This is a genomic window from Nostoc sp., from assembly GCF_036916655.1.
GTDB lineage: Bacteria > Cyanobacteriota > Cyanobacteriia > Cyanobacteriales > Nostocaceae > Nostoc.
The window spans coordinates 229,012-254,563 of sequence record NZ_JBALFY010000093.1; the positions used below are offsets into that span (position 1 = coordinate 229,012).

17 protein-coding genes and 1 pseudogene are annotated in these 25,552 nt (G+C 41.0%); 13 read left to right on the forward strand and 5 right to left on the reverse strand.

Annotated elements, in window-relative coordinates; genetic code table 11:
- Positions 1-445 precede the first annotated feature (445 nt).
- Positions 446-1,465: an RNA polymerase sigma factor, RpoD/SigA family gene (locus tag V7L31_RS25105; RefSeq protein ID WP_334698785.1), complete on the forward strand. Its 1,020-nt coding sequence runs from the start codon at positions 446-448 to the stop codon at positions 1,463-1,465.
- A 237-nt stretch (positions 1,466-1,702) separates the two neighbouring features.
- The gene (locus V7L31_RS25110; protein ID WP_334698786.1) at positions 1,703-2,197 is read left to right on the forward strand and encodes an ureidoglycolate lyase; all 495 of its coding nucleotides are present in this window, start codon (positions 1,703-1,705) and stop codon (positions 2,195-2,197) included.
- Between the two features lie 285 nt (positions 2,198-2,482).
- On the opposite strand, the gene alaS is transcribed toward V7L31_RS25110, so the two are convergent.
- Positions 2,483-5,125, reverse strand: a complete 2,643-nt coding sequence (gene alaS / locus V7L31_RS25115) for an alanine--tRNA ligase (protein WP_334698787.1) — start codon at positions 5,123-5,125, stop codon at positions 2,483-2,485.
- Between the two features lie 244 nt (positions 5,126-5,369).
- Here alaS and V7L31_RS25120 point away from each other — a divergent pair, with 244 nt between their 5' ends.
- Positions 5,370-5,570 carry a heavy-metal-associated domain-containing protein gene (locus V7L31_RS25120; RefSeq protein ID WP_179064296.1) on the forward strand — a complete coding sequence of 67 codons (201 nt, stop codon included), beginning with the start codon at positions 5,370-5,372 and terminating at the stop codon, positions 5,568-5,570.
- 1,007 nt (positions 5,571-6,577) lie between these two features.
- Positions 6,578-7,603, forward strand: a complete 1,026-nt coding sequence (locus V7L31_RS25125; RefSeq protein ID WP_334698788.1) for a GGDEF domain-containing protein — start codon at positions 6,578-6,580, stop codon at positions 7,601-7,603.
- 375 nt (positions 7,604-7,978) lie between these two features.
- Here V7L31_RS25125 and V7L31_RS25130 read toward each other — a convergent pair whose 3' ends face one another.
- Positions 7,979-8,101, reverse strand: coding sequence for a hypothetical protein (locus V7L31_RS25130; protein ID WP_334698789.1), 123 nt, complete (start codon positions 8,099-8,101; stop codon positions 7,979-7,981).
- 527 nt (positions 8,102-8,628) lie between these two features.
- Between V7L31_RS25130 and V7L31_RS25135 the strand changes: the two are divergent.
- The 4 genes and pseudogenes from V7L31_RS25135 to V7L31_RS25150 form a co-directional block, all read left to right on the forward strand.
- Positions 8,629-11,922, forward strand: a pseudogene (locus tag V7L31_RS25135) (phycobilisome rod-core linker polypeptide); the annotation flags it as partial.
- 411 nt (positions 11,923-12,333) lie between these two features.
- Positions 12,334-12,822 carry an allophycocyanin subunit alpha gene (gene apcA / locus V7L31_RS25140; protein ID WP_179064018.1) on the forward strand — a complete coding sequence of 163 codons (489 nt, stop codon included), beginning with the start codon at positions 12,334-12,336 and terminating at the stop codon, positions 12,820-12,822.
- A 65-nt stretch (positions 12,823-12,887) separates the two neighbouring features.
- On the forward strand, positions 12,888-13,376 hold the full coding sequence (gene apcB, locus V7L31_RS25145; protein WP_179064019.1) for an allophycocyanin subunit beta: 489 nt from the start codon (positions 12,888-12,890) through the stop codon (positions 13,374-13,376).
- 223 nt (positions 13,377-13,599) lie between these two features.
- Positions 13,600-13,806 (forward strand): phycobilisome linker polypeptide, encoded by a 207-nt coding sequence (locus tag V7L31_RS25150; protein ID WP_179064020.1) that lies wholly within the window; start codon positions 13,600-13,602, stop codon positions 13,804-13,806.
- Positions 13,807-13,890: 84 nt separating this feature from the next.
- On the opposite strand, the gene V7L31_RS25155 is transcribed toward V7L31_RS25150, so the two are convergent.
- The gene (locus V7L31_RS25155; RefSeq protein WP_334698790.1) at positions 13,891-14,940 is read right to left on the reverse strand and encodes a hypothetical protein; all 1,050 of its coding nucleotides are present in this window, start codon (positions 14,938-14,940) and stop codon (positions 13,891-13,893) included.
- Positions 14,941-15,386: 446 nt separating this feature from the next.
- On the opposite strand from V7L31_RS25155, the gene V7L31_RS25160 reads away from it, so the two are divergent.
- The 5 genes from V7L31_RS25160 (at position 15,387) to V7L31_RS25180 (ending at position 20,750) form a co-directional block, all read left to right on the forward strand.
- The gene (locus tag V7L31_RS25160) at positions 15,387-16,157 is read left to right on the forward strand and encodes a class I SAM-dependent methyltransferase (RefSeq protein ID WP_334698791.1); all 771 of its coding nucleotides are present in this window, start codon (positions 15,387-15,389) and stop codon (positions 16,155-16,157) included.
- A complete protein-coding gene (locus V7L31_RS25165) occupies positions 16,154-16,888 on the forward strand; it encodes a TenA family transcriptional regulator (protein WP_334698792.1) in 735 nt (244 codons plus the stop codon). The genes V7L31_RS25160 and V7L31_RS25165 overlap by 4 nt, the downstream gene beginning before the upstream one ends.
- A gap of 408 nt (positions 16,889-17,296) precedes the next feature.
- Positions 17,297-17,848 (forward strand): heme NO-binding domain-containing protein, encoded by a 552-nt coding sequence (locus tag V7L31_RS25170; RefSeq protein WP_292849785.1) that lies wholly within the window; start codon positions 17,297-17,299, stop codon positions 17,846-17,848.
- A 10-nt stretch (positions 17,849-17,858) separates the two neighbouring features.
- Positions 17,859-19,307, forward strand: coding sequence for a sensor histidine kinase (locus tag V7L31_RS25175; RefSeq protein WP_334698793.1), 1,449 nt, complete (start codon positions 17,859-17,861; stop codon positions 19,305-19,307).
- 240 nt (positions 19,308-19,547) lie between these two features.
- Complete coding sequence (locus V7L31_RS25180) at positions 19,548-20,750, forward strand: FtsW/RodA/SpoVE family cell cycle protein (protein WP_334698794.1); 1,203 nt, start codon at positions 19,548-19,550, stop codon at positions 20,748-20,750.
- Positions 20,751-20,866: 116 nt separating this feature from the next.
- On the opposite strand, the gene V7L31_RS25185 is transcribed toward V7L31_RS25180, so the two are convergent.
- Positions 20,867-23,182, reverse strand: a complete 2,316-nt coding sequence (locus V7L31_RS25185; RefSeq protein WP_334698795.1) for a COG1470 family protein — start codon at positions 23,180-23,182, stop codon at positions 20,867-20,869.
- A gap of 12 nt (positions 23,183-23,194) precedes the next feature.
- The gene (locus V7L31_RS25190; protein ID WP_334698796.1) at positions 23,195-25,429 is read right to left on the reverse strand and encodes a hypothetical protein; all 2,235 of its coding nucleotides are present in this window, start codon (positions 25,427-25,429) and stop codon (positions 23,195-23,197) included.
- Positions 25,430-25,552: the final 123 nt, after the last annotated feature.

Consider the following 25,552-nt stretch of genomic DNA (forward strand, 5'->3'; position numbering starts at 1 on the left):
TAGACTATTAACACTCCAATAAATAATTGTTTGTGATTGAATAAATATTACTTATCTTGATAGTTCCTGTGAGAAATTTATTTCTGGGATTGCAAAATCATCATTTCAGTAAAATTTTTATTTTTTTAGGAACTAAATTGAATAATTAAACTAAAACATAATTGTGTTTGAAAATGTGCAAAAATCTAGAAAAAAGGAGTGTAATTATTTCTAAGGATATACCGATCATATCTTTAGGCAATTGATTTGTGACTGCTGATGATGTTATTATTAATGGGTGGGTTGATTTTGGGTTTATTATCTCCAACAATTGACTTGTAATGTATCATAGACCAGAATTCATCAGTATTGCCAATTGATTGATTAGCAGTGTGAAATGGCTATGGGTCTGAATATCTAGACTTGATACCAATAAATTGATGAGGTTACAGAGGAGCAAATAACCATGAGCAACTTAACATCTCCACATACCGAAGTTCAAAAAACGAAGAAAAAAAGTTTAGCCGCAGATAAAAGACCTCGAGCTACAGATGATATTGTGCGTAGTTATCTGCAAGAGATCGGGCGTGTAGATTTGTTGACTCGCGAACAAGAGGTTATTTTTGCCCAACACGTGCAGCAGATGATGAATTTACTAGCTGCAAAAGAAGAATTGGCTGTAAAATTAGATCGCGAACCCACGCTGCAAGAATGGGCAGATCAGGTGGAGTCAAGTGTTGAGGTGCTAGAACAACAGCTAAATCAAGGGCACCAAGCCAAGCAGAAAATGATTCAGGCTAATCTCCGGTTAGTGGTAGCTGTGGCGAAAAAATACCAGCACCGCAACTTGGAATTTATGGATTTAATTCAAGAAGGTACTTTGGGTTTAGAGCGAGGAGTGGATAAATTTGATCCTGCTCTTGGTTATAAGTTTTCTACCTACGCTTATTGGTGGATTCGTCAAGGAATCACCCGAGCGATCGCTCAACAAGGACGTACAATTCGTTTACCGATTCACGTCTTTGAAAAACTGAATAAAATTAAACGGGTACAGCGAGAATTATCTCAACAGTTAGGTCGCGTTCCGACTACTGGTGAAATTGCCACCGCGCTATCTTTGACACCTAGTCAAGTTAGAGAGTGTTTGTACTTGGCGCGTCAACCCTTCTCGTTAGAAGCGCGAGTTGGCGAACAACAAGATACAGAATTGCAAGACATCTTGGAAGATGATGGCCCTTCTCCAGAAGATTATGCCGTTGAAGAATCTCTCCACCAAGACTTACAAGACTTGTTGGCAAAACTGTCTCCCCAGCAGCGAGAAATATTAACCTTACGCTTTGGCCTCACTGATGGCTATGAACTTTCTTTAGCACAAATTGGCGATCGCATGGGCATTAGTCGAGAACGAGTGCGTCAGATAGAGCAAAAAGCTCTCAGTCTCCTGAGACGCCAAAAGGAACAAGTACGTAGTTATCTAGCTAGCTAAATAATTATTAGTCATTTTGAGGGAAAATAAAACAGGAGTCAGAATACAGAATTCAGAATACTCTACCCATAAAGGGATAGATTTTTAAGGCGAGAATATTTTAATTTTTTCGCCCACAAGGGGCAAGGTTTTAAACCAATATTCATTACCTAGTCGTACAGAATTCAATTCTGAATTCTGACTCCTGAGTTCTGAATTCTTCTTATAAACCTAAGTAATCTCTCTCAAAGATTTGATATGAGTACATCAAAAACAGTGCAGCAATTGCAAGCACAATGGGTGACTTCTGAAAACTTTCGACCTTATGGACAAGTGATTTTTGCAAGTCTTGATGGTAAAACTTACGATGGAGAAGATGCCCACTTAAGCTTGCAAAACGGAATTCCACGATTTTATATTATGCGGTTGCAGAAGAGAGGGCGAAAGTTTCACAAAATTACTCGCCATGTCGAATGCACTCAATGTCTGGGTTCTTTGGAAGGGAAGGACTGGTTAATGGCGGTTTCTCCTCCTCATAATGATGTGAATGAACCAGTATTAGAAGAGATTGCTGCTTTCCGCATTCCGGGGAATTGTTTTATCAAGCTACATCAGGGTACTTGGCACGCGGGGCCCCATTTTGACCATGAAACTGTGGATTTTTATAATTTAGAACTAGCTGATACAAATGTCGTAGATCATTTCACTCATGATTTTCTCAAAAGTCATCAATTAGAGTTTGAGATGGTTTAGATAACACAATTTTAGATTTTAGATTTTAGATTGACTCCAGCAATCAAGTTATTGTCTTATAGTGTCCATATCACTAGCAAAAAAATTGTAGGTTGGGGAGCCACAGCGCCCTTGCGGGTTCCCCGCGTTGTAGCAAGTGGCGTTGGAGGCTTTGCCAAAGCCAACATCCTGATATATGTTGGGTTGCGCTCCGCTCCACCCAACCTACGTCTAATGCACTTTTTACTTCTTAACAAGAATCCCCACCGCACTCGCAAGTTAAGGGTGGGGAATTGCGCTATACCGTTAACCTAAGGCGGATTTTAAATCACTTTCCGCTTGTGCTAACGCATCTGGTAATTTACTGGCATCGCGTCCACCTGCTTGGGCTAGGTTTGGTCTTCCACCGCCGCCGCCGCCGCAAATTTTAGCGATCGCACCTACAAATTTACCAGCTTGCAGTCCTTTTTTGTTGACTTCTGGACTAAAAGCTGCAACTATACTAACTTTCCCTGCTTCAGGAACAGAACCCAGTACCACCGCACCATTACCGATTTTTTGCAATAAGCGTTCGGCTGCGGTTTTCAATGATTCTGGATCGACATCTTCTAATTGGGCGACAATAATTTTATGGCCGCCTACGGTTTGGGCTGTTTGTAGTAAGCTGTCAGATTTAGCGATCGCTAATTGTACCTTTAAGGTTTCTAATTCTTTCTGGCTATTTCTCAGTTCGCTTTGCAGACTTGTGATTCTGTCTGGCAATTCTTCAGGTTTAACTTTAAAGCGATCGCTCAAATCTTTAACTACTTTATCCCGTAAATTCAGATAATCTAGGATTGCTGGCCCCGAAACAGCTTCAATGCGCCGCACTCCAGAAGCCACACCAGCTTCAGAAATAATCTTGAACACACCAATTTCAGCCGTGTTACTCACATGAGTTCCACCGCATAGTTCCATTGAGACGCTAGGGAAGTCAATCACCCGCACTTCATCGCCATATTTTTCACCGAACATCGCAACAGCACCCCTAGCTTTCGCCTCTGCTAAAGGTAGTACTTCTATTTTCGCAGCATGTGCTTGGGCAATCCAAGTGTTCACCTGTTCCTCAACTTGTTGGACTTCCTCTGCTGTCAACGCGCGGGGACAGTTGAAGTCAAAGCGCAACCTATCAAAGGAAACTAGGGAACCAGCTTGAGATATGCCCTCATCAACAATTTTCTTCAATGCCGCTTGCAATAGGTGCGTTGCGGTATGGTTAGCTTGGGCGCGACGGCGACAAGCGGGATCGATTTGGGCGGTGATGCGATCGCCTACGCGTAGTGTACCGCGTTCGATGCGTCCGAAGTGAACAAAGAAATCAGATTCTTTTTTAACGTCTTCCACCCGAACAAGGATACCATCACCAGAGATATAACCGCGATCGCCGATTTGTCCCCCCGATTCAGCATAAAATGGCGTTTTGTCAAGGACAATTTGCACCTCTGTCCCCGCTTCTGCTTCCTCTTGGCAAACACCTTCTACTAATATCGCTTCGACTTTCGCAGTTGCAGCAGGTTGGGTATAGCCGATAAATTCGGTGACTTGAATGTGTTCTGCTAGTTTGTCGAGGGAACCTTGTACAGTTAAATCGATGGTTTCATGTGCTGCTTTGGCACGTTCCACCTGCTTTTGCATTTCGGCATCAAAGCCCGCTTCATCAACTGTGAGATTATTTTCCTCAGCAACTTCTTGAGTCAGTTCGAGTGGAAATCCGTAGGTGTCATAGAGGGTAAATGCGCTTTCACCGCTAATTTGAGTTTCTCCTCGCTGTTTCACCTCTTGGATGATTTCTTCTAGAAGTTTTTCGCCTCTATCCAGAGTTCTGAGAAAATTTGATTCTTCCCGTTGCAACTCAGCTTTAATTGCTGCTTCCCGTTGGCGCACATTGGGGTAAGCTGATTCTGAAAGAGCGATCGCAGTTTCAGCAACTTGGGTAGTAAATTCGCCAGAAATCCCAATTAATCGCCCATGACGCACCACCCGCCGAATTAATCGCCGCAGTACATAACCTCTTCCCACATTGGAAGCGCGAATTTCATCAGCAATCATGTGGATGACAGCCCGAATATGATCGCCAATTACTTTTAAGGAAGTTTTAGTTTTTTCATCACTGCTGTGGTAATCAACACCAGCAATTTGCCCTGCTGTTTGGATAATTGGGAAAATTAGGTCAGTTTCGTAGTTATTGGGCACTTTTTGGAGAATTTGCGCCATTCTATCCAAACCCATGCCGGTGTCGATGTTCTTGTTTTGCAGTGGCGTTAAATTCCCGGAAGCATCCCGGTTATACTGCATGAAGACGAGGTTGTAAAACTCGATGAATCGGGTATCGTCTTCTAAATCGATATTTTCCTCACCGCGTTCTGGGTGGAAGTCGTAATAAATTTCCGAACAAGGGCCGCAAGGGCCAGTGGGGCCAGATACCCAAAAGTTATCATCTTCGCCCAAACGTTTAATTCTCGCTACCGACACACCAATTTGATCGCGCCAAATTTCAAAGGCTTCATCATCATCTTCAAAAACGCTGACAACGAGATTTTGGGGGGAAAAGCCAAAGACTCGCGTAGAGATTTCCCAACCCCAAGCGATCGCTTGTTCTTTAAAATAATCACCAAAGCTGAAATTGCCCAACATCTCAAAAAACGTGTGATGCCGTTTGGTGCGTCCGACATTTTCGATGTCGTTGGTACGGATACACTTTTGCGAAGTCGTAGCCCGCTTAAACTCTGGTGTGCGCTGCCCCAAGAATATTGGTTTAAATGGTAGCATCCCCGCGATCGTCAGCAGCACGGTTGGGTCTTCTGGCACGAGGGAAGCACTTGGGAGAATTTGGTGTTCCCGTTGGGCGAAGAAGTCGAGAAATATGTTGCGAATTTCGTTACCGCTTAGGTACTGGGGATTTGAAGACATAAGTGTTTTTAACTTCAGACTTAGGCGTAGCGGCACTAAGTAAGTGTATTTTCATAAATAGCTTTATATATTCTTGCATTTTGTTTCATCTTACTGCCAGTGAATTTTGCCAGTCAGTAAGCAAAATACAGTGATTAGGATGCTTCTACAGCATAATCTGACTCTGGTATGATGCACAAATTGATTTCAATGGTTAATATTAATCCTTAAGAAATACTTTAAATTTTCCATACAGAGGTAACAAATGGCACTAAAACTGAAGGTATCAAATATTGCTTGTGAGGGATGTGCAGACACAATTACTGAGTCCATCCATGTTATGGAACCTGATGCCAAGGTGGATGTCGATGTTAACGCTAAAACTGTCACGGTGGAATCCACAGCTTCCGAGGAGTCAATCAAACAGGTAATTGTTGCTGCTGGTTACGCTATTGAAGGTTATTGATCGGGTTCTAACTTTTGGCAGAGGTTTAGATTTTAATATCTTAGGCGACGCTAACAAAATTTTTTTATGTTTAGTCCGCCCTTTCTATGGGTGGAATGTAACCAATTTACCCTCAAGTTTTTTATTTAGCCTTGTTTTCCAGATTTATGATGTTGCAGCAAATAAAAAATTTAAATTACAGCAGTTTTCGCGTATTTGAACCACATTTGTCGTAGGGGACAGCATTGCTGTGCCCCTACCGCATGATCTATTTACCTGAAAATAGCTGTAAATAAATAAAAAAACACAGATAACACATAGGCAGAGATATTTTCTTTCTCCTGCTAGAACATCGTGCAACTTGAGTTCACAATCTCTTTTCATTGTGAATTTTTACCCTATAAATTCAGTCTGTAACTTTAGAGCATGTTAGTACCACAAAGCTCCTATCCAGAGCCGGAACTAGTTCTGCTGTCTATTTGATTTACATTTTTTTGTAATTCAACTCTTATCTTAATACTCGTTCAAAGCCTAGCTCGTAAAGAAAAAGGCTGAGTTAGTTTATGGAAAATAAGATTTGTAATTCAATGAAAAAATTCTGGCTTTGATACTTCAATAAAAAACTTTATAATTTCTTTATTTTTCTACCTAAAAAGAAATTTAGCTATCTGATGTAACGGTTATTATGAACTATTTATTTTGGTATTTTTCTCAGGAAAATAGCACTTGAGAAACTACATAAATAGGTTTTGTGTCTCCAAATAATATTCAGTATTTTTACTGTTTTAAAAACAAACTGTAAAGAAGACATTAGTTGTCATAAGAGGATATTTCAGAAACCATAATAGTAAAAATAAAGCCTTCAAAGGAGATTAAGCTTGGAAAATCACCATAAAATCGGCGTTCAAAAAATCATATATCAAAAAATATAACTAAGCCTGAAACATTATATTTAGTATTAGGCAACAAGAACAGCGAGTTACTCAAGTTAATCTATTGAAAATTTAAATAGGATAAAAAACAAACTAATGAATATTTCTATTCTGGTCTTTGGAAAAAATAATTTTATCGCCACACTTCCAGATCAGATCCGTTATGCAACTGCTTTTAGTGTAGAAGTTATAGACAATTTGAATCAGGCAGTGTCACGAATTAAAATGACGCCTCCCGATATCATACTGGTGCAGGCTAGCCTAGATGACAGTATGGAATTGTGTAATTGGTTGAAAGATCAGACAAAACTTTCGTGGATATACTGTATTCTCTTCGAGGATCGTTCTCAGCAGCTTATTGATAGAAACAAGGGTTGGCATCGGGAATTAGAGATGAGTGCAGCGGCACTAAAGCAAGGAGCCGATGCTTATATTTGGCATCTGATTGAAGATAAAACAGACCATAGCTTGGCAGAGTTGACTGCTAATCATGGCCTAATACTTGCTCAATTGACAGTTGGCTTACGGAAAGCCCAAAAATATCGAGATTTGATTCGGACAAATGATATCCTATCTGCGATCGCCTTAGCAGATTCATTGACAGAATTAAATAATCGTCGTGCTTTAGAATGGGACTTGCCCAGACAAATTCAAAGAGCCAGGACTCAAAAAACTTCCCTAAGTTTGATTATTCTGGATGTAGATCATTTCAAGAAAGTTAACGATACTCATGGGCATTTAGTAGGCGATCGCATTTTGCAAATATTATGTCAGCGCTTGCGCCACAATCTGCGCTGTCAAGATACAGCATTCCGCTATGGTGGCGAAGAATTTGTAATTCTTCTGGCTAACACTACCGATGATGAAGCACTATTAGTAGCCCGTCGTCTCAATCGCATAGTCAGCGACGAACCATTTGCACTCAATAATAAATTGACAATTAATATCACCATTAGTCTAGGCACAGCCTCTCTGCAATCTGAGGATGATGAACAAGGAGAGAGTCTGCTATATCGTGCCGATCAATGTCTGTTACAGGCTAAAAATTCTGGGCGTAATCGGGTGATTAACTCCAGCTACCTATCTCATCATGGCTCACATTTGAAAGCTGTTTCTTCGTGAAAGTGGGGAGCATCTAATCAGATATTGAGTTATGAAAAGCTCAGATTCCTAATTTCTTTCAAGAAGTTGGGAATCTTGTTGGATACTAATCGTATTTTCAAAAGTGCGATCGTCTGAATTAAAGTCTTTATTCATACATTTAATTCTACATAAATATCTTGGTAAATCTTGGTAATTAGTTAGATAGCGATAGGTTTAGAAATACTGAAATTTAGGGTTAGGGTAATAGATTGTTGCAATCCGTTGATTTAGCTATAGTTATAGCCTTTCCCCTAAAGCACTGTCTTTCTAGGATTATTAGATATTATGACAACTGTTCAAGTTACATAGGCAGGTCTAATCAAATAGTGTTGGTAGTTGAGGTCTACTCTTTACCTACTTGACAACGGTGCTGATGTTTTGTTCTGGAAGCGCATTTGCAGGAGTGACAGCCAAAATAACTGCGATCGCAGACAAAGTAACATTAAATAAATAGTTAAAATTAAAACTTTTGTGCATAGTATTTCCTCTGTATATAAATACTGACTATTCGCAGATTAAACCATCACCAATTAAGAATTACTTCCTATGTGGTGTCAGATGCGAATATGAGTTTACTAGTAGCAAAAACAACTTAGTATTGACTGGTAAGCACTGTCCAGCGACTAAGTACAACATTTATTAATTCGTAGCAAATTCTCCGCGTACCTCTGCGCCCCTATGCGTTTAGATGAAAAATAAATTCAGTAGATAGTAGACAGTTCCCAACCTACTACTTAGTTACAAAACTTAGACTTAATCTCAGACAAACTGGAGTATGCACTTTTAAGACTGGAGATATTTAAGATACATCTTCTACATACTTCTTAATAAATCCGCCTTGAGAACGCAAAACGTTCTAATCTAAAAGCTAACTGGGTTAATTTACTGGCAGTTTTGCAGGCAATACTCTCAAGCTCATAAAGCATAGACACACCGATGTGTCAAGCCTCAAAACAATCCAGATTTAACATATAAACGCTTATGATGGGAGTTTTACAAATCCGATGAGTGTTAAGGCGAGTGGTGGAAGCTCGGTTGCGCGTCCGCAACTATATCAAACTCTAACTGTATCCACGATTATCCAAGCAGAGCAGCAAGACCGCTTCTTGGGAAATGGTGAATTAAATGAACTGGCAAGCTATTTTGCATCTGGTGCAAAGCGTCTAGAAATTTCCCAGACGCTAACGGACAATGCCGAGATTATTGTGTCTCGGGCTGCCAACCGGATTTTTGTCGGTGGTTCGCCAATGGCTTTTTTAGAAAAGCCTAGAGAAGTAGAACTAGTAACTGTTGGTGGTGGGAAAGATGTTAGAGAAGACCTCAGACTAGGAACTGTAACCTACGTTGAAAGTCGTGGTGGGTTCCTAGAAAATTTACGCTCAATCTTCAACTCATCCCCCAGTGGCCCGACACCCGCAGGTTTCAGACCAATTAACATTGCTCGTTATGGCCCAAGCAACATGGCCAAGAGCTTGCGGGATTTATCCTGGTTCTTGCGCTACGCTACTTATGCGATCGTTGCTGGCGACCCCAACATCATAGCGGTGAATACAAGGGGTTTACGGGAAATCATTGAAAATGCCTGCTCTGGTGAAGCAACGCTAGTAGCTTTGCAAGAAATCAAAGCCGGATCACTTTCCTTTTTCCGCAACGATGCTGAGGCTACAGAAATTGTGTCTCAGTACATGGATGTTTTGTTAACAGAATTCAAAGCAGCCACACCTTCAAACAAAGTTCGCCAACGCCCCTCTGGCGACCAACAAGGGTTACAACTGCCGCAAATTTACTTTAATGCCGCAGAACGTCGTCCCAAGTTTGTCTTGAAGACTGGGTTATCAGCCACCGAAAAAAATGAAGTAATCAAGGCCGCATATCGGCAAATCTTTGAGCGCGACATTACCCGTGCTTATAGCTTATCCATATCTGACCTGGAATCCAAGGTGAAGAATGGCGACATCTCTGTGAAAGAGTTTGTCCGTCGTTTAGCTAAATCTCCCCTTTACCAAAAACAGTTTTACCAGCCTTTTATTAACAGCCGAGTCATCGAACTAGCTTTCCGTCACATTCTAGGACGGGGGCCAAGTAGCCGAGAAGAAGTACAAAAATACTTCTCGATTATTTCTAAGGGTGGTCTGGCAGCTTTAGTAGATGCCTTAGTAGATTCTTCTGAATACAGCGACTATTTTGGTGAAGAAACAGTACCCTACCTGCGGGGTCTGGGTCAAGAAGCACAAGAATGTCGCAACTGGGGGCCGCAGCAAGACCTGTTTAACTACAGTGCGCCTTTCCGCAAGATACCTCAGTTTATTACCACATTTGCGGCTTACGAGCAACCGCTACCAGATCAACATCCCTACGGTTCTGGTAATGACCCATTGGAAATTCAGTTTGGGGCGATTTTCCCGAAAGAAACTCGCAACCCCAGCACCAATCCTGCTCCTTTTGGCAAGGATACCAAACGCATCCTAATTCACCAAGGGGCAGGGATTAATAACCAAAATAGTAATCCCAGGGCGCGGGGTGAAGCTCCTGGTACTCTTGGTCCCAAGGTGTTCAAGTTAGATCAACTACCTGGTACTAGAGGTAAAAAGGCTGCTAAAAATTCTAGCGTCAGATACTCCGAAAGCTCCACGCAAGCATTGATTAAAGCTGCTTACCTGCAAGTTTTCGGTCGCGATCTTTACGAAGGTCAACGACCGAAGGTATTGGAAATCAAGCTGGAAAACGGCGACATCTCGGTGCGAGAGTTTATCCGTGGTTTGGCTAAGTCAGATGTGTTCCGCAATCTGTACTGGTCATCGCTGTATGTTTGTAAAGCGATCGAGTATATTCACCGCCGCTTGTTGGGTCGTCCGACTTATGGTCGTCAAGAAATCAACAAGTACTTTGATATTGCTTCAAAACAGGGCTTTTACGCGGTGGTTGATGCCATTATTAACAGCGTAGAATACAGCGAAGCCTTTGGTGAAGATACAATTCCTTACGAACGGTATTTGACTCCTGGTGGTGTATCCGGGCGACAATTGCGTGTTGGTAGTATTCGTGATGATATTGCCGCAAAAGTCCAGAAGGAAGTAACACCGAGCTTTGTGACACTGGGTACTGTAACAGAAAATCGGTCAGAACCAGATATTCAGTTCCGCATTAACCAAGGTGTCAGCAAGCAACGGGAACAAACCAAAATCTTCAAGCTTGTGGCTAATACCAGTGACAAAGTTGCAGTCAAAACTTTGATTAGCGCTGCGTATCGTCAGATTTTTGAGCGGGATATTGCACCCTACATCGCCAAAAACGAATTTACAAAGTGGGAAAGCAAGCTAGGGAATGGCGAAATTAGTGTGAAGGAATTTATTGAAGGTTTGGGTTACTCTAACCTCTACCTGAAAGAGTTCTACACACCTTACCCCAACACCAAAGTGATTGAGTTGGGAACCAAACACTTCTTAGGACGTGCGCCACTAGACCAAGCAGAAATCCGCAAGTATAACCAGATTTTGGCTACTCAAGGTATTCGTGCCTTTATTGGTGCTTTGGTAGATAGTGTGGAATATAACCAAGTGTTTGGTGAAGATACGGTTCCTTACCGTCGCTTCCCGACCCTACCTGCGGCAAACTTCCCGAATACAGAGAAGTTGTACAACCAGCTTACCAAGCAAAACGATGACGTGGTTGTGCCAAGCTTTAAGCCAGTACAAGCCCGTGTCGGAGCTAGTAACGATACACCACTTGTGCTACAAGCGATCGCAGATATCGCAGCCCAAACAAATGGGAAGCCATCCTTTGCGGAACTGGGTCGTTCCTACAACGATGCTAGCGGACAATCAGTGGAACCGGGTGTGCGTAAACATGCACGCATTTACCGTCTAACCGAAAACACCAACCAAGCCGAAAAACAACAGGCAATCAACGCCATTTATCGGCAAGTGTTGGATGTATTTAGCGGTGAAGTGCCTGATAATTTCCGCCGTACTGACTTAGATAGCAAACTCCAGAATGGTGAAATTTCCGTCCGCGAGTTTGTACGTGAACTAGCCAGTTCCCAAATCTATCGCCAGCGCTTCTTGGCACCTTATCCTCATGCCAAGGTCATTGAGTTCCTCTTCCGTCATCTGTTGGGGCGTACACCCGCAACTCAGGAAGAAATTAGCCAGTACAACAAGCTACTAACCGATAGTGGTTTGTCCGCTGCTGTAGAAGCCATAGTCGAAAGTCCAGAATACAGCCGCTACTTCGGTGAAGATGTTGTGCCTTACAACCGCTTCCCATCTCTGCCAGCAGGTAACTACCTCGGCAGTGTAGGGGTTGAATAGGGAATAGGGAGTAGGGAGTAGGGAGTAGGGAACAGGGAAGAGATTATTTCTCATCCCCAATCCCCAGTCCCCAGTCCCCAGTCCCTAGTCCCCCATTCGTAACCTTTCGTAATACTGCTCTCAGATTGCTGCTAAAAGAGTAAATTCTGAAAAGCAATATTACAAAGTATTAAGAGCAGTCATAAATGCTCAACAGAATGCCGGAAAATGTTTTGCGGAAGGTAACTGAGTTTAAAAGCTAGTTGACTGATGTTGACTCAAGCAAACTCGTAATTTATTAGCCGTAGCAGTTGTAAAACGGTTGTGTCTAAAAGAACGAAAATAAACTCAGTAAACCAAATCTAAAGTCGCACCAGTTTAATCAAATCCTGGTTTCATTCGTACTGGAGGAATCCATTAATGAGTATTGTCACGAAAGCTATCGTGAATGCTGATGCAGAAGCCCGCTACCTCAGCCCTGGTGAGTTAGATCGGATCAAGTCCTTTGTTGCAAGTGGTGAGCGCCGTGTGCGGATTGCTCAAATTTTGACAGAAAATCGCGAACGTCTTGTTAAGCAAGCTGGCGATCAACTGTTCCAAAAGCGTCCTGATGTTGTGTCTCCTGGTGGTAACGCTTACGGTCAAGAATTGACTGCTACCTGTCTGCGTGACCTAGATTATTACCTCCGCCTCATTACCTACGGTATTGTTGCTGGTGATGTTACCCCCATCGAAGAAATTGGTGTTATCGGTGCGCGTGAACTGTACAAGTCTTTGGGAACTCCTATCGATGGTGTTGCTGAAGGTATCCGTGGGCTGAAGAACGGAGCTGCTACATTGCTCTCTGGTGATGACGCTAGTGAAGCTGGTGGCTACTTCGACTACCTAGTTGGCGCCCTTCTAGGATAAGTTGAAGCTGTTTACCTACTTAAACAGAAGTATTGCAATACGGTTGGAAATAAGGAATTAACAACATGGCTCAAGACGCAATTACCGCTGTCATTAACTCCGCAGACGTTCAAGGTAAATACTTAGACAACGCTGCTTTAGAGAAGCTGAAAGTTTACTTCTCTACTGGCGAACTGCGGGTACGTGCTGCTAGCACCATCAGCGCTAACGCTGCTGCGATCGTTAAAGAAGCTGTAGCAAAATCTTTGCTATACTCTGACATCACTCGTCCCGGCGGCAACATGTACACCACCCGCCGCTATGCTGCATGCATTCGTGATTTGGACTATTACCTCCGCTACGCTACCTACGCTTTGTTGGCTGGAGATCCTTCCATCCTAGATGAGCGTGTGCTAAACGGCTTGAAGGAAACCTACAATTCCTTGGGCGTTCCTGTTGGTGCTACCGTGCAAGCTATCCAAGCAATCAAGGAAGTAGCTGCCAGCTTGGTAGGTTCTGACGCTGGTAAGGAAGTCGGTGTTTACTTAGACTATATCTCTTCTGGCTTAAGCTAAGAGCTAGTTTGCGCTTAAGAATTTAGGTGCGGCTTTATTAAGGTCTGGAAATCAACCGTGAGTGCTAGAACGTTAGATTGCTTATCTTGGTAAATTATCAGTGATGAGTGTTGGTGGTCTAGTATTGATGTTTGATTTCCAGCCTTGGAATGATTAAAAGATTTGCACTCAAGATTTTGAGATAAAAAAAGTTTTCACAAAATATACAGGAGATTTTCAAAACATGGCCCGTTTCTTTAAAATTACTGCTCTAGTTCCTAGCCAAACCCGAATTCGTACCCAACGCGAACTACAAAATACTTACTTTACTAAGCTAGTTCCTTATGAAAACTGGTTCCGCGAACAGCAACGTATTCAAAAAGCAGGTGGCACAATCATCAAAGTGGAATTAGCAACTGGTAAGCAAGGTGCTAATACTGGCTTGTCGTAATTCTGTATGTAAATAGAACATTATTTTAGGGAATTGGTAAGAGGTCAAGAAAGACCTCTTTTTTGTAACTGAGATTTTTGCAAATCAAAAGTTAAACATATTTAAAAGGCGATACCCACGAGTGTAAAGTGGAACTGGAGCGTCAGGATTCTGTCTATTCTTAGCTTGTTCAACAGTTTCATCAAACACAATTAGCGTTTCTTTGCCAACCTTCAGCCAGTCTTGATATGGTACGCTCATATCTTCTTCAATACCACCAATATTAGGTTCTACCATTGCCCGGTAAGCTTCATTAAATTTCCTCCGAAACCGGAAATCTACTGAAATTCTTAGACCTTCAGTTTTCCTTCTTACTGTTTGATGCAATCCACGGGCATCATTAAAGTACATTGTGCCGTGTTGTAGTTGTGCTTCGGTGTAGGAGACAACCATTGGAATATCCTGACCTTCAGCGAAGTCTGACATCACGTGCATAGACGGTAGTTCCATTTCGCGGGGCATTTCACCTGCTTCGATGGTGATATTATCGATGTCACCAAACAGTGGCAGAACCACTACAGTTGCATCAGCAGCAACACCTGCCCAGACATCACTGTGACATTTTGAGCTAGCGAAGGGCAAACCCAACTTCTTGGCATCAGTCTTACCGTAGACCATGCGGAGATTGACTGGTAAATCCACTGCATCAATCAGGTCATTTGCTCCTAGTTGGTAGAAAGCCTCTGCGACACTCTTTTGAAAGAGGTTAAATGCCAAAATGTGTTCTCGCTTGGGCATCAAAAGACCAGTGCCGGTGTAGTTCGCCAAAGTACTTCTTGCTTCTAATAGTCGTTCCAGCATTTCAGCTTCCGAAAGAATGATGGGACTATTCAGACACGCTGAAATATAACCAGCAGCAGCAATTCGGATTTGTTGGAATAACTCAGGCTTTAATGTGTGTTCAAACAGTAGTCGGTACTGTCGCTTTGTAGCAATTTTATCAGCAAGCTCATCAAAGAGGCGATCGCCTAGCTCAGAAAATGCGATCGCACGTTCATATTGTAAGCGATCGCGCACCGGTGATTCTGCTAACAGTTCTTCTAACATCATTTCTTCCAACGTTATTTTAAATTGGCTAAATGCATCCAAAGCCATTTCGTTTTTAAAACGAATCTTGGCTATTACAAATTAACAAGGTTATTCTTTTTATACTTCGTAAAATATACTGTTTTCTTTCTCTTACCTATCTTGACTAAAAGAGTTAATTTTAACTTATTTAATAAAGCATAGATGAAGTTGGAGCTTAAAAGCCAAACTATCTATATGTAAAGTTGCTATTAACTAAGTAACAACGCAAGTTTATGAAGTTAAATACAATTTAGGTGTTTATATTTAAAGAAACTAATAAGATGACACTTTTCAGGTTAGCTACTCCTTTGAAAAGGCTAGTTTTTAAACGCAAAATCGACAAGTAAGCGAAAATCGGTAAGATCAACCTTATCAGTAAAACAAATTCATTATTAAATAATAGATATTCATGATTTTAGCCCGTTTGGACTAAATTCAGTAAGCGTAAATTAAGTATAAATCAATACTGATAAATGTCAAATGTGAATCACAAAAACTCAACTAAAAACTTATATAATCGCACAGCATCAGAATGGATTAGAGGAGAACCTACTTCCTTATCAGACTTTACCGCACGCCCTTTTGTATTAGGGCTTTGTGAGCCTGTTGCTGGTTTGCGAGTACTTGATATCGGCTGTGGTGAAGGTTATTGCAGTCGAGAATTAAGCCGACGTGGCGCTGCATGGGTACATGGAATAGACCTTTCCGAAAGTATGATTGCAGCAGCAAAATCGCAAGAAATAGAAGATTCGTTGGGTATTAGCTATGAAGTAGGATGTGCTACCAATCTCAAGCAGTTTGATGATGGCGAAATTGATTTAGTGGTAGCAGTGTTTTTATTTAACTATTTGACAATTGCTCAGACCCAAGAATGCATGGCAGAAGTTGCACGCATTCTTCGTCCGGGCGGTCGATTTGTATTTAGTGTTCCCCATCCATCTTTTCCATATATGCGGGAGGCAGCATATCCGTTTTATTTTCAAGTTGAGGGTTCAGGCTACTTCAGCAAGCGAGATCAGCAGTTTCCTGGTCGTATTTGGAAACGAGATGGTTCTTGGCTAAATGTGCAATTGATTCATAAAACTCTTGAGGATTACTTTAATGCTTTGAAAATGGCTGGCTTCAATACGATGCCAATCTTACAGGAATTGCGTGTGACTCCAGAACATATCGCAATAGATGAATCATTTTTTAGCCCCTTACTCGATCAACCCCTCCATCTAGCCTTACAAATATCACGATGATACAGACACCTTCTTTAGTTAGAAATTCCTTTCATGAAATAGCGATTAATCATCCTCTATGGAATCATGAGTTCTTAACTCGCTGTCGGACTGGAAATTTATTTTTACCAGACATACAAGTACTAGCTGTTCAGATGTACAAATTCTCTAAAGAATTTAATCGCATCTTGGCTAGCATTTTGTCTTGCTGCCAAGATGAAAGTAGTCAGTTAGTTATCTTGGAAAACCTGTTTGACGAAATGGGACAGGGAGATGTAACTCAGTCTCACCCAGAATTGTTTCGTCAATTTACCCGCGCCCTTGGTATCCATGACGAAACTTTAGCATCACTACCCACTGCACCGGAAACTCGCGCCCTGATTGAAACTTACTTACAAATGCCACATAAGTACGGCTATTTAGCTGCACTGGGTGCTGTCTGTTATGCTTCCGAAGGGATTGTTAGTTCGCTATACACACAACTATACAAAGGAATTGTTGGCGCTGCTCCCTTACCCAAAGAAGCCTTGATCTTTTTTGAAGTCCATATTGATGTAGATGATAGTCATGCAGCGAAGCTAGCAGCAGTTATTGAACCTCGAATCACTATGAATGAAGAGGATATCAAGGTAAAGCTAGCGATTGCTGAAGCGATGGATGCCCGTGTCCAATTTTTTAACGGCATTCAGCGTCAAATTTCCAAATATAGCTTGTATCCCGATTCATGGCTGCCTTTTGATGAATCGCTGTAGTTACTCTGTCAAGATTAAGTCAAGTAAATTTGTAGTAAACACTAAAATACTTACTACAAAACCTCACCTTAAAGCCATCTAATAATCTGTCCCATTAATTTTGTGGGGCTGCTAGATCCTTGACTTCTTGAAAAAGTCGGGGATCTGAACATCACTAACCTCTCAAAACTTTTGGGACAGACCACTGGGCAGAAGTAATAAGTGAAAATACGGTTGTGATAATGAGTATTTATAGCATTAAAATGCAAACAGTTTTCCCTATTTTTTCGGTTTTTAAAGCTGTAATAAAATATTTCAAGGTTTGATTACAGAAAATTTTGTCATTTAAATTAAGCCTTTTAAAAAATTAGTTGTCGAGTCTTAGGCAAATTCACAAAGCAAAATTAGGTGCAGCAAGAGGAGGCTTCCATGTACGGTTTAGTAAACAAGGCGATTCAAGACATGGTGTGCAGTCGCTTTGGCGAAGAAACTTGGAAAAAAATTAAGCACAAAGCAGAGGTGGATGTAGATGTTTTTCTCAGTATGGAAGGCTATCCCGATGACATCACCCACAAGCTGGTAAAAGCTGCTAGTGCCATTTTGGGTTTATCTGCCAATGAGATTATGCAAGCCTTTGGAGAATTCTGGGTTCAGTATACAGCCCAAGAAGGCTATGGTGAAATGATGGATATGAGTGGAGATGAACTACCTGAGTTTTTAGAAAACCTTGATAATCTTCATGCTCGTGTAGGAGTTAGTTTTCCTAAACTCCAACCCCCATCATTTGAATGTACTGATATGGAAGAAAATTCTCTGAGCTTACATTATCGCTCTGATAGAGAAGGACTAGCGCCAATGATTCTTGGATTAGTCAAGGGATTGGGAAGTAAGTTTGATACAGAAGTTCATGTTACCCAAACCCAAAGTCGAGATGAGGGCGCTGAACATGATGAATTTTTAGTGATTTATAAACCAAATTGAGTGCAGTAGCATGGCTCCTCCTCACCTTACACTTTCACCAGAGTTACTGGCGAAAGCTTTTCCTTTCCACTTTGCCTTTAGCCGTAATCGGGAAATTGTACAAGCTGGTGATGTCTTCGGGCGTATTTGTCCTGAAGCATTGGTTGGTAAATTGATTGAGCAGCATTTCCAGATCAATCGTCCAAAAATTTTAGTCGATTTTGATGTTATCAGTAAACAGTCTCGTGCCCTGTTTATATTAGAGTTTCTCCACAATGGAATGCATCTCAAGGGGCAGATGATGTATCAACCAGAGGAGGATGTAATATTTTTTTTAGGTTCTCCCTGGATTACAGATACAACTAGCCTGGCTCCTCTGGGTATTAAACTCAAAGACTTTGCAATTCACGACCCTATTGTTGATTTCCTGTTTCTGCTACAAGCTCAGAATACTGCTTTGGCTGATGCCAAAAAGTTAACAAGTGAACTGAAACAGCAAAGGGCGCAACTACGCAGTGCGCTACAAATCAAGGAGAATTTAGCAGAAATTGCTGAGGCTCAGTCTAAAAAATTGGAAAAATCTCTCCGGGAGCTACAACAAACTCAAGCCCAATTAATCCAAGCTGAGAAAATGTCTAGTTTAGGGCAGTTAGTTGCAGGAGTTGCTCACGAAATTAACAATCCTGTTAATTTTATTTACGGTAATTTGAAGTATGCAAAGGATTATACACAGTGTTTACTAAATCTTGTGTATCTTTACCAGCAATTTTATGCCAATCCTGTGTCAGAAATTAAAGAATATATTAAAGAAATTGAGTTAGATTTTTTACTAGATGATTTGCCCAAAATCCTAGATTCAATGGAAGTAGGAGCCGAACGGATCTCTGAAATTGTCTTGTCTCTGCGGAATTTCTCTCGTCTTGATGAAGCGGAGAAGAAAAGAGTTGATATTCATCAGGGACTAGATAGTACTTTGCTGATTTTACAGAGTCGCTTCAAGAATAGTGTCGATCATCCTGGAATTAAAGTAGTTAAGAATTATGGAGATTTGCCTTTAGTAGATTGCTACGCTGGTCAACTCAATCAAGTATTCATGAATATTATTAGTAATGCAATCGATGCGCTCGATAACTATGATACTAAACGCGCGATCGCAGAAATCCATGCTAATCCTAATATTATTACAATTACTACGGAAATCATTGAAACAAACTGTGTGATCCGAATTGCCGATAATGGTTCAGGAATAACAGAAGCAGTTAAGGAACGACTGTTTGATCCATTTTTTACAACTAAGCCTGTAGGTAAGGGTACAGGATTAGGTTTATCAATTAGCTATCAGATTGTAGTTGAAAAACATGGGGGAACACTTAGATGTGTATCGGAACCTGGGCAAGGGACTGAGTTCTGGATTGAAATTCCCTTATCTATGGATAAACAACTAGTTAATTGCGTGAAATCATTAAGTTTAATTAAATAAATACTTTAAGTCAATTGTTGAGTGATCGCTCTTAACTATAAAAATTCTAAAAAATAGGTATAAAATACTACTTCTGTATTGCGGAATAGCGATCGCAATTTGTCAGAAATATTGAAATAGTAGTGTATTGAAGTTGACAACTCTAAGATTTATGGTTGTAAAGCCTACTTATGAGTTATAAGTTATGATTTATGAGTTTTATTTTTAACTCCTAAATTCTAACTTTTACCTGTACCGATCGTGAATCTACGCCGCCTGATTCCAATTTTTGATAGTTCAGTCTCCAACTGGGCCTTAGAAGCGCGGTTGTTGCGCTGGTTAACGTTGATTTGGCTGTTCATCGGCTTGATCATGCTATTTTCAGCATCCTATGCCGTCGCTGACGCCCGTCAGAATGATGGGTTGTACTACTTTAAGCGTCAACTGCTTTGGGTTTTCGTTTCCTTAATTGGATTCAATATTATTGTTAATTCGCCGTTGCAGAAAATTTTGGGACTATCCCATTGGTTTTTGTTGCTGTTTTTGGGGTTAATTTTCGTGACACTGATCCCAGGATTAGGAAGAAAAGCTTTTGATGCAGCGCGTTGGATTGCGATCGGGCCAATTCCGATTCAACCTTCAGAATTAATTAAACCCTTTTTGGTGCTGCAAAGTGCGCGGCTTTTTGGTCAGTGGGAACGAATCAGTTGGCGGGTTCGCTTGGCTTGGTTAGGTGTTTTCGGTCTGGTACTTTTAGGAATTCTTGCCCAGCCTAACTTGAGTACAACGGCACTTTGCGGTATGACTATTTGGCTAATTGCTCTCGCAGCTGGCTTACCTTACAAGTACCTGGGAGGAACAGCAGTTGGTGGAGTGATGTTAGCAGTACTCAGTATTAGTATTAAAGAGTACCAGCGTAAGCGGGTAATGTCATTCCTGAATCCTTGGGCGGATGCTACAGGAGATGGATACCAGTTGGTGCAAAGTCTACTAGCTGTGGGTTCTGGTAAAACTTGGGGAGCCGGATATGGGCTTTCTCAACAAAAGCTGTTTTATTTACCAATTCAAGATACTGATTTTATTTTTGCGGTGTTCGCTGAAGAGTTTGGCTTTGTTGGCAGTATGGTGCTGTTAGTACTTTTAGCTACATTCGCCACTCTTGGATTAATTGTGGCGCTCAAGGCTAAAAATATAGTACATAGATTAGTTGCGATCGGTGTGACGATTTTGATGGTAGGACAATCATTGCTTCACATCGGTGTTGCTACAGGTTCTCTACCAACTACTGGTTTACCTTTGCCTATGTTTAGTTATGGTGGTAATTCGATGATTGCCAGTTTAGTAGCTGCTGGGTTGCTGATTCGGGTAGCACGGGAGAGTAGTGAAGCTGAGGTAGTACCGTTGCGAAAACCTCTGTTTGAAAATGGGCAAAGACGTAGAGCTTTTCAGAAAAATCGGAATTGAGCTAGTATGCCTTTGTCAAAGTCAATTTTTTTAACGTTGTGCAGCTTAGTATATATGGGTGACGTTTTTTGTCATTGCGTAACTCCTAAAGACTTTTATTTTTTCCAATAAACCAATTAAAAACCTTTCCTCAGAGGTAAGGGAGTCTTAAATGGGTTATTACTAGGTGGCAGAGTCGGTGGAATTGGGTTAATGCTAGGTATAGGAGTCGGCTCTACTTTTTTGATCACTGTGATTGCAAATCCTCGTTGCTGGGGTTGTTGCTTACCAGATATATCATTGACTAGCAGTCCAATTTGAGGGGGGAAAGCTTGATTGACTGGAAGCTTCATAGAACCAACGGCTGGAACATCATTGCCGTATGGTAGAAGTTTAACTTGAATATTTTCTCCCTCTACTCTCCAACTCAAGGTAGCAGATTCGCCTTCGTTGAGAACCAGATTTGGTTGTTCGCTACCATTGATTCTAAAAAAGACAATTTTAAATGGTTTTGGTAATATTTCAATTTTTGATTCAGTCTTTTTCAAACTAGTTTTTTGACTTCCATTGTTAGGAAAAGCTTTAATTTCAAACGCATACTTACCAGCTTTATATGCTAGAAGAGGAATATTTATACATCGTAGTTGTTGATTTTGTTGTGTACATAGCTTTTGGAGTTTCGGATCGGCAAGATTACCTTGATTAAATTTATAAGTAATTGGTTCACTATATAATGTACCATCATCTGCATTGCCAGCAATTTGAATTTGTCCTAATAATAAGGGACGGGCAATTGTCCAACTTAAAAGAATATTTTGACCTTTTGTATACAGTGGTTTATCCGTTTGAAAACTAAGTACTTCCGCAATTTGTTTTTCAGCTATTTCTATTTGGGTTGTTTGGCTGGCTATTTGATTCTTGGGAGAAAATAATTGGATACCATTACGATAAAATGCCTGTAACTCAAAAGTGTAATTTCCTTTTGTTTTCACTCCAGTTTTAACGTTGCTACAAATTAGGTGTTGTTTATCTTGCACCTGACAAGGAGGAATTTCATTAGCATTTCCCTTACCCAGTGTTTCAGGAATGCCATTGCTAAAGTCATAAGTAATAGGCTGAATCGGTTGCGAACCTTTGGCTGTGAGAACTAACTTTTGCAACTGTTGATAATTGTGAATATCCCACTTTAAAGCTACTTCATCGCCTTCAGTGATTTGAGAGTCATTTGCACTAAAATTTTCTAATCTTAAAGGATCGGGATTTAAAATTCGCCAAATGAGGAATCCTATGCCTCCTAGTAAGCCTAAAACTACCAAAATTAACAAAATAAATTGCCACAAAGGACGGGGTTTCCATACCAAAGTTCCTTGAGGCAATGTGTTAGGTAGAGGTAAGCTTTGTTGGTCTTTGATGTCGAGTTGAAAATTGATCGCTAGTCCTGCACCAAACCACGGTCGTCGCCACCAAGGTCTGGGTTTAACCGTCAAATTAGCTACGGCACTTCTATTAGGTAATAATCTGATTTCAGTAGGTTCAAATTTGTAAGTATATAATTCTTCTTCGTCTCGACTTTTTAAGTTTAATATCAGCTCGCGGATAATATTGCCCCGATTAGCTAGTGATAATTCGTATTTACCAAGGCTACGGCTAACTTGTGCCAAGATGGTATGAAGTTCTATATCTAGGTGATAATTTGTCGGAATTTGGATATACACCAAATCCAGTAATACTAAGTCTGGAGAGTTTTCTGAATACAAGCGGATTGTCGGAGAATAGCTTCCCGCCAGAGTATCCCCAGGTGGGTGAAATTTCAAGAATATTTGACCTTGAGTACCAGGATTTAGTTCTAGTGCAGTCACGTCAGACACTAACCCTGTCCCTTCAAACCCAGTTGCAGGATAATTAATTGTGAACCAGTCATCATCTAAATCTGGGCAACTCAAGCGGAACCTATCTACAAGATAAGAGCGATTGTCTACTATTACTTCCACTTGCAGAGGTTCACTAGGATTGAAAATTAGTGGTTTGTTGGGGTTGGTGTTAGGTCTAAGGGAAAATGTCGGGTCATTTACCCGAATTGCAGTCTGTTCTTTTAGCAGAACCTTAATTTGGTTGGGGAAGGTTATGGGAGTATCTTGGGGATAATGTAGAGGTGAATCTACGACTAGTGTATAGTCATAGGTTCCGGGGAGAGCATTTGCAGCAATTTCAAACTCAAATTTTACTTCGTCGCTATTTTGCCCTGAAGCTAATGCTAAACTTTCTCTAGGAGAAGTAGACCAGCCAGTTAAATTTTGAAATACTTCGTCAAAAACAAAATATAAGTCAATAACCGCACTTTGATCTCCCCGATTGATTACAACAATATAGAGTTCAATAGTATCTCCTGGCATCCCAAATTGAATTCCAGGTGGGTTGATAACAACTTGTAGGGGATTGAATTTTGCTTGCATATATCGACTTCCTTATTTGATGCGATGTAGTTTGACCTGAAAATCTTCACCACCACTTACAATCATGGTTCCTTGATTAGTTTTCAAGTCGATACTATTGATTTTTTTAGCGCTTTGGTAAATTGTTTTACCTTCTGCTGCTTTTGTTTTGTCGAGTTTATGTTCGGAGGTTAAGTACCAAACCACGACTCGTCCATCATCGCCACCACTTACTAAGAGACTACCATCGTCACTAAATGCGAGAGTCCGCACAGATGTTTTTGATGCTGACCAACGGTCTAGGGGTGAACAATTAAGTTCATTTACTTTTTCAAGGGGATTTGGATTTTTGATAGTTTGACACTGATTTAAATCCCAAATTGTAATGAAGCCCGCAGAATCAGATGTTGCGAGGATTTTTCTAGTCGAGTTAGGAACAAAAGCCAATCCCCAGATATAGTCTTCACGCCCAACTAATGGGTCTAGTTTTTCTAGATTTTGTACTAATAAACTGGGAGATTGTTTATCAGATTGATTTGGATTCCACTGCCACAAGATGAAACGTTTGAAGTTTCCGGCAATTACGAGAGTTTTTGCATCTGGGCTGAGATTTAATGCCCGGACTTGGAAACCTGATAGTTTCAATGTACTTTGTACGTCAATAACTTGCGGTTCTGGCAGAAAATCACTGTTAGGCGCTGATCTTGACCATAGTCTCACTTTACCACTGCCATAACCACTAAATAAGTTAAGTGAGTTTGAAGTGAAAGCTAAATCAAAAACGCGATCGCCTTTTGCTTTAGAATCTTTAAGGTCTTGAAGTTGGCTAATCTTGGCACCTGATGGGACATCTCTGAGTTCAATGACACCATTATCTAAACCAACAGCCGCACGATTATTTTGTAACGGCATGAAGCGTAAGACTTCTACGGCGTCATCAGTAATCGCCATTAAACCTTTGGGTTGTTGCGCCTGATCGCAAGCAACGGGCTGCCCAGTGTATTTTACTGTATCATCAGGATCTAAGCTATCAGTACCGATTCTCCAAAGTCTTAAGGTGCAATCATCTGAGCCACTGACCACAGATAAACCAATGCCACTAAAACGCACTGAGTTTACAGAACGGGTATGCATTACATTTCTTGGTTGAAAGATTAGTGCTAGGAGTGCGGCTAAAAGTGCGATCGCAGCCAATTGTAGCCATAAAGGTATAATTGGCAAAGTCTCCACTTCTAATGTCTGCGTGGCTGGGTCTGTACTCCCTAAACGTTGGTCGGATAATTCCGATTTGGCCTCCAGTAATAAAGTTTTGCCGATTCCTAGCCAAGGGCGTTTTGTTTTAACATCAAGGATGACTTTACTTGTTTCTCCTAGATGGAGATTGGCAGTTTCGGGAAGCTTTTTAAAACTACATTTTCGCCAGTCTCTACCCTGCATCTGGACATTAATTTGCTGGTTGAGGTTGCTAGCATTTTTAAATAACAATTCAAAGGAAGCTGTATGAGATTTCCAGTCAGGCAACCATGCCGATTTACTCGGAATTTTCAGGTGTTTTTCTGTGGTGGTAAAGTCTATAAAACCCACAGGTAAAACTTCAACATTACCTTCAGCATTAGTTGGATAACCATTATTGCTAACAGCTTCAATGGTAAAAGGGTAATTTTGACTGGGCGCTTGCACTACAGAAGGAGGTTGGCATTGGAATGTAGCTTCTGCTAAACCACCTGGATCTAAGAATAATCGGCGTTCTGCACTGCCAGCTAGCCAGGATGAATCAATACCTGTAAAACGTAATACGACATCAGTCGGTTGTTGCCCCAAGTTCCGCACCCGTACTGGTATATCTACAGAATTGCGGGGATAAACTTGGAACTCCCGCACAGGCAATTCTACACTTAAATGTGTTGGTCTGTTGTCTCGCTCGATTTTCAGGCGTAGCACAAGTCTGCACTGTTGTGCTAATTGCGGTGAAAAAATATTTACCATCAGGTTGACAGTACCGACAAATCCCGGAATGGGAGTATTGAATACAAAAACCTGGAAGATGGTACTACTACCGGGTGGCTTGGCTGCGGCTACCTCTGGTTCGAGTCGATACCAGCGATAGCCTGTGTTCCGGGTTTCTCCGGCTGCGGTAATTTCGATTTGAAAATTGACAAAGCGATCGCTATCATTATTGACAGTTACCTCAAATGATACAGGGGTATCACCTGGACGAAAGGTTAGATTCTGGGTGGAAAGGCTGGCATTTATAACACTTTTTTCCATACTATTACTTATAATATTTTTTGATATTTTGTCTGATTAGCACTATAAAAAATTAATGTCTACGAAAATGTGACAATAATTTTTTTGTTGGATTATTGAAATGTATATATTATTAAATATTGT

Bases quoted from the DNA above. Each gene is read 5' to 3' on its own strand.
- V7L31_RS25185 (WP_334698795.1), bottom strand. From the start codon at position 23,182: ATGCAAGCAAAATTCAATCCCCTACAAGTTGTTATCAACCCACCTGGA.
- V7L31_RS25110 (WP_334698786.1), top strand. From the start codon at position 1,703: ATGAGTACATCAAAAACAGTGCAGCAATTGCAAGCACAATGGGTGACT.
- V7L31_RS25160 (WP_334698791.1), top strand. From the start codon at position 15,387: ATGTCAAATGTGAATCACAAAAACTCAACTAAAAACTTATATAATCGC.
- apcA (WP_179064018.1), top strand. From the start codon at position 12,334: ATGAGTATTGTCACGAAAGCTATCGTGAATGCTGATGCAGAAGCCCGC.
- V7L31_RS25190 (WP_334698796.1), bottom strand. From the start codon at position 25,429: ATGGAAAAAAGTGTTATAAATGCCAGCCTTTCCACCCAGAATCTAACC.
- V7L31_RS25130 (WP_334698789.1), bottom strand. From the start codon at position 8,101: ATGCACAAAAGTTTTAATTTTAACTATTTATTTAATGTTACTTTGTCT.
- V7L31_RS25125 (WP_334698788.1), top strand. From the start codon at position 6,578: ATGAATATTTCTATTCTGGTCTTTGGAAAAAATAATTTTATCGCCACA.
- alaS (WP_334698787.1), bottom strand. From the start codon at position 5,125: ATGTCTTCAAATCCCCAGTACCTAAGCGGTAACGAAATTCGCAACATA.
- V7L31_RS25105 (WP_334698785.1), top strand. From the start codon at position 446: ATGAGCAACTTAACATCTCCACATACCGAAGTTCAAAAAACGAAGAAA.
- V7L31_RS25175 (WP_334698793.1), top strand. From the start codon at position 17,859: ATGGCTCCTCCTCACCTTACACTTTCACCAGAGTTACTGGCGAAAGCT.
- V7L31_RS25150 (WP_179064020.1), top strand. From the start codon at position 13,600: ATGGCCCGTTTCTTTAAAATTACTGCTCTAGTTCCTAGCCAAACCCGA.
- V7L31_RS25165 (WP_334698792.1), top strand. From the start codon at position 16,154: ATGATACAGACACCTTCTTTAGTTAGAAATTCCTTTCATGAAATAGCG.
- apcB (WP_179064019.1), top strand. From the start codon at position 12,888: ATGGCTCAAGACGCAATTACCGCTGTCATTAACTCCGCAGACGTTCAA.
- V7L31_RS25155 (WP_334698790.1), bottom strand. From the start codon at position 14,940: ATGGCTTTGGATGCATTTAGCCAATTTAAAATAACGTTGGAAGAAATG.
- V7L31_RS25120 (WP_179064296.1), top strand. From the start codon at position 5,370: ATGGCACTAAAACTGAAGGTATCAAATATTGCTTGTGAGGGATGTGCA.
- V7L31_RS25170 (WP_292849785.1), top strand. From the start codon at position 17,297: ATGTACGGTTTAGTAAACAAGGCGATTCAAGACATGGTGTGCAGTCGC.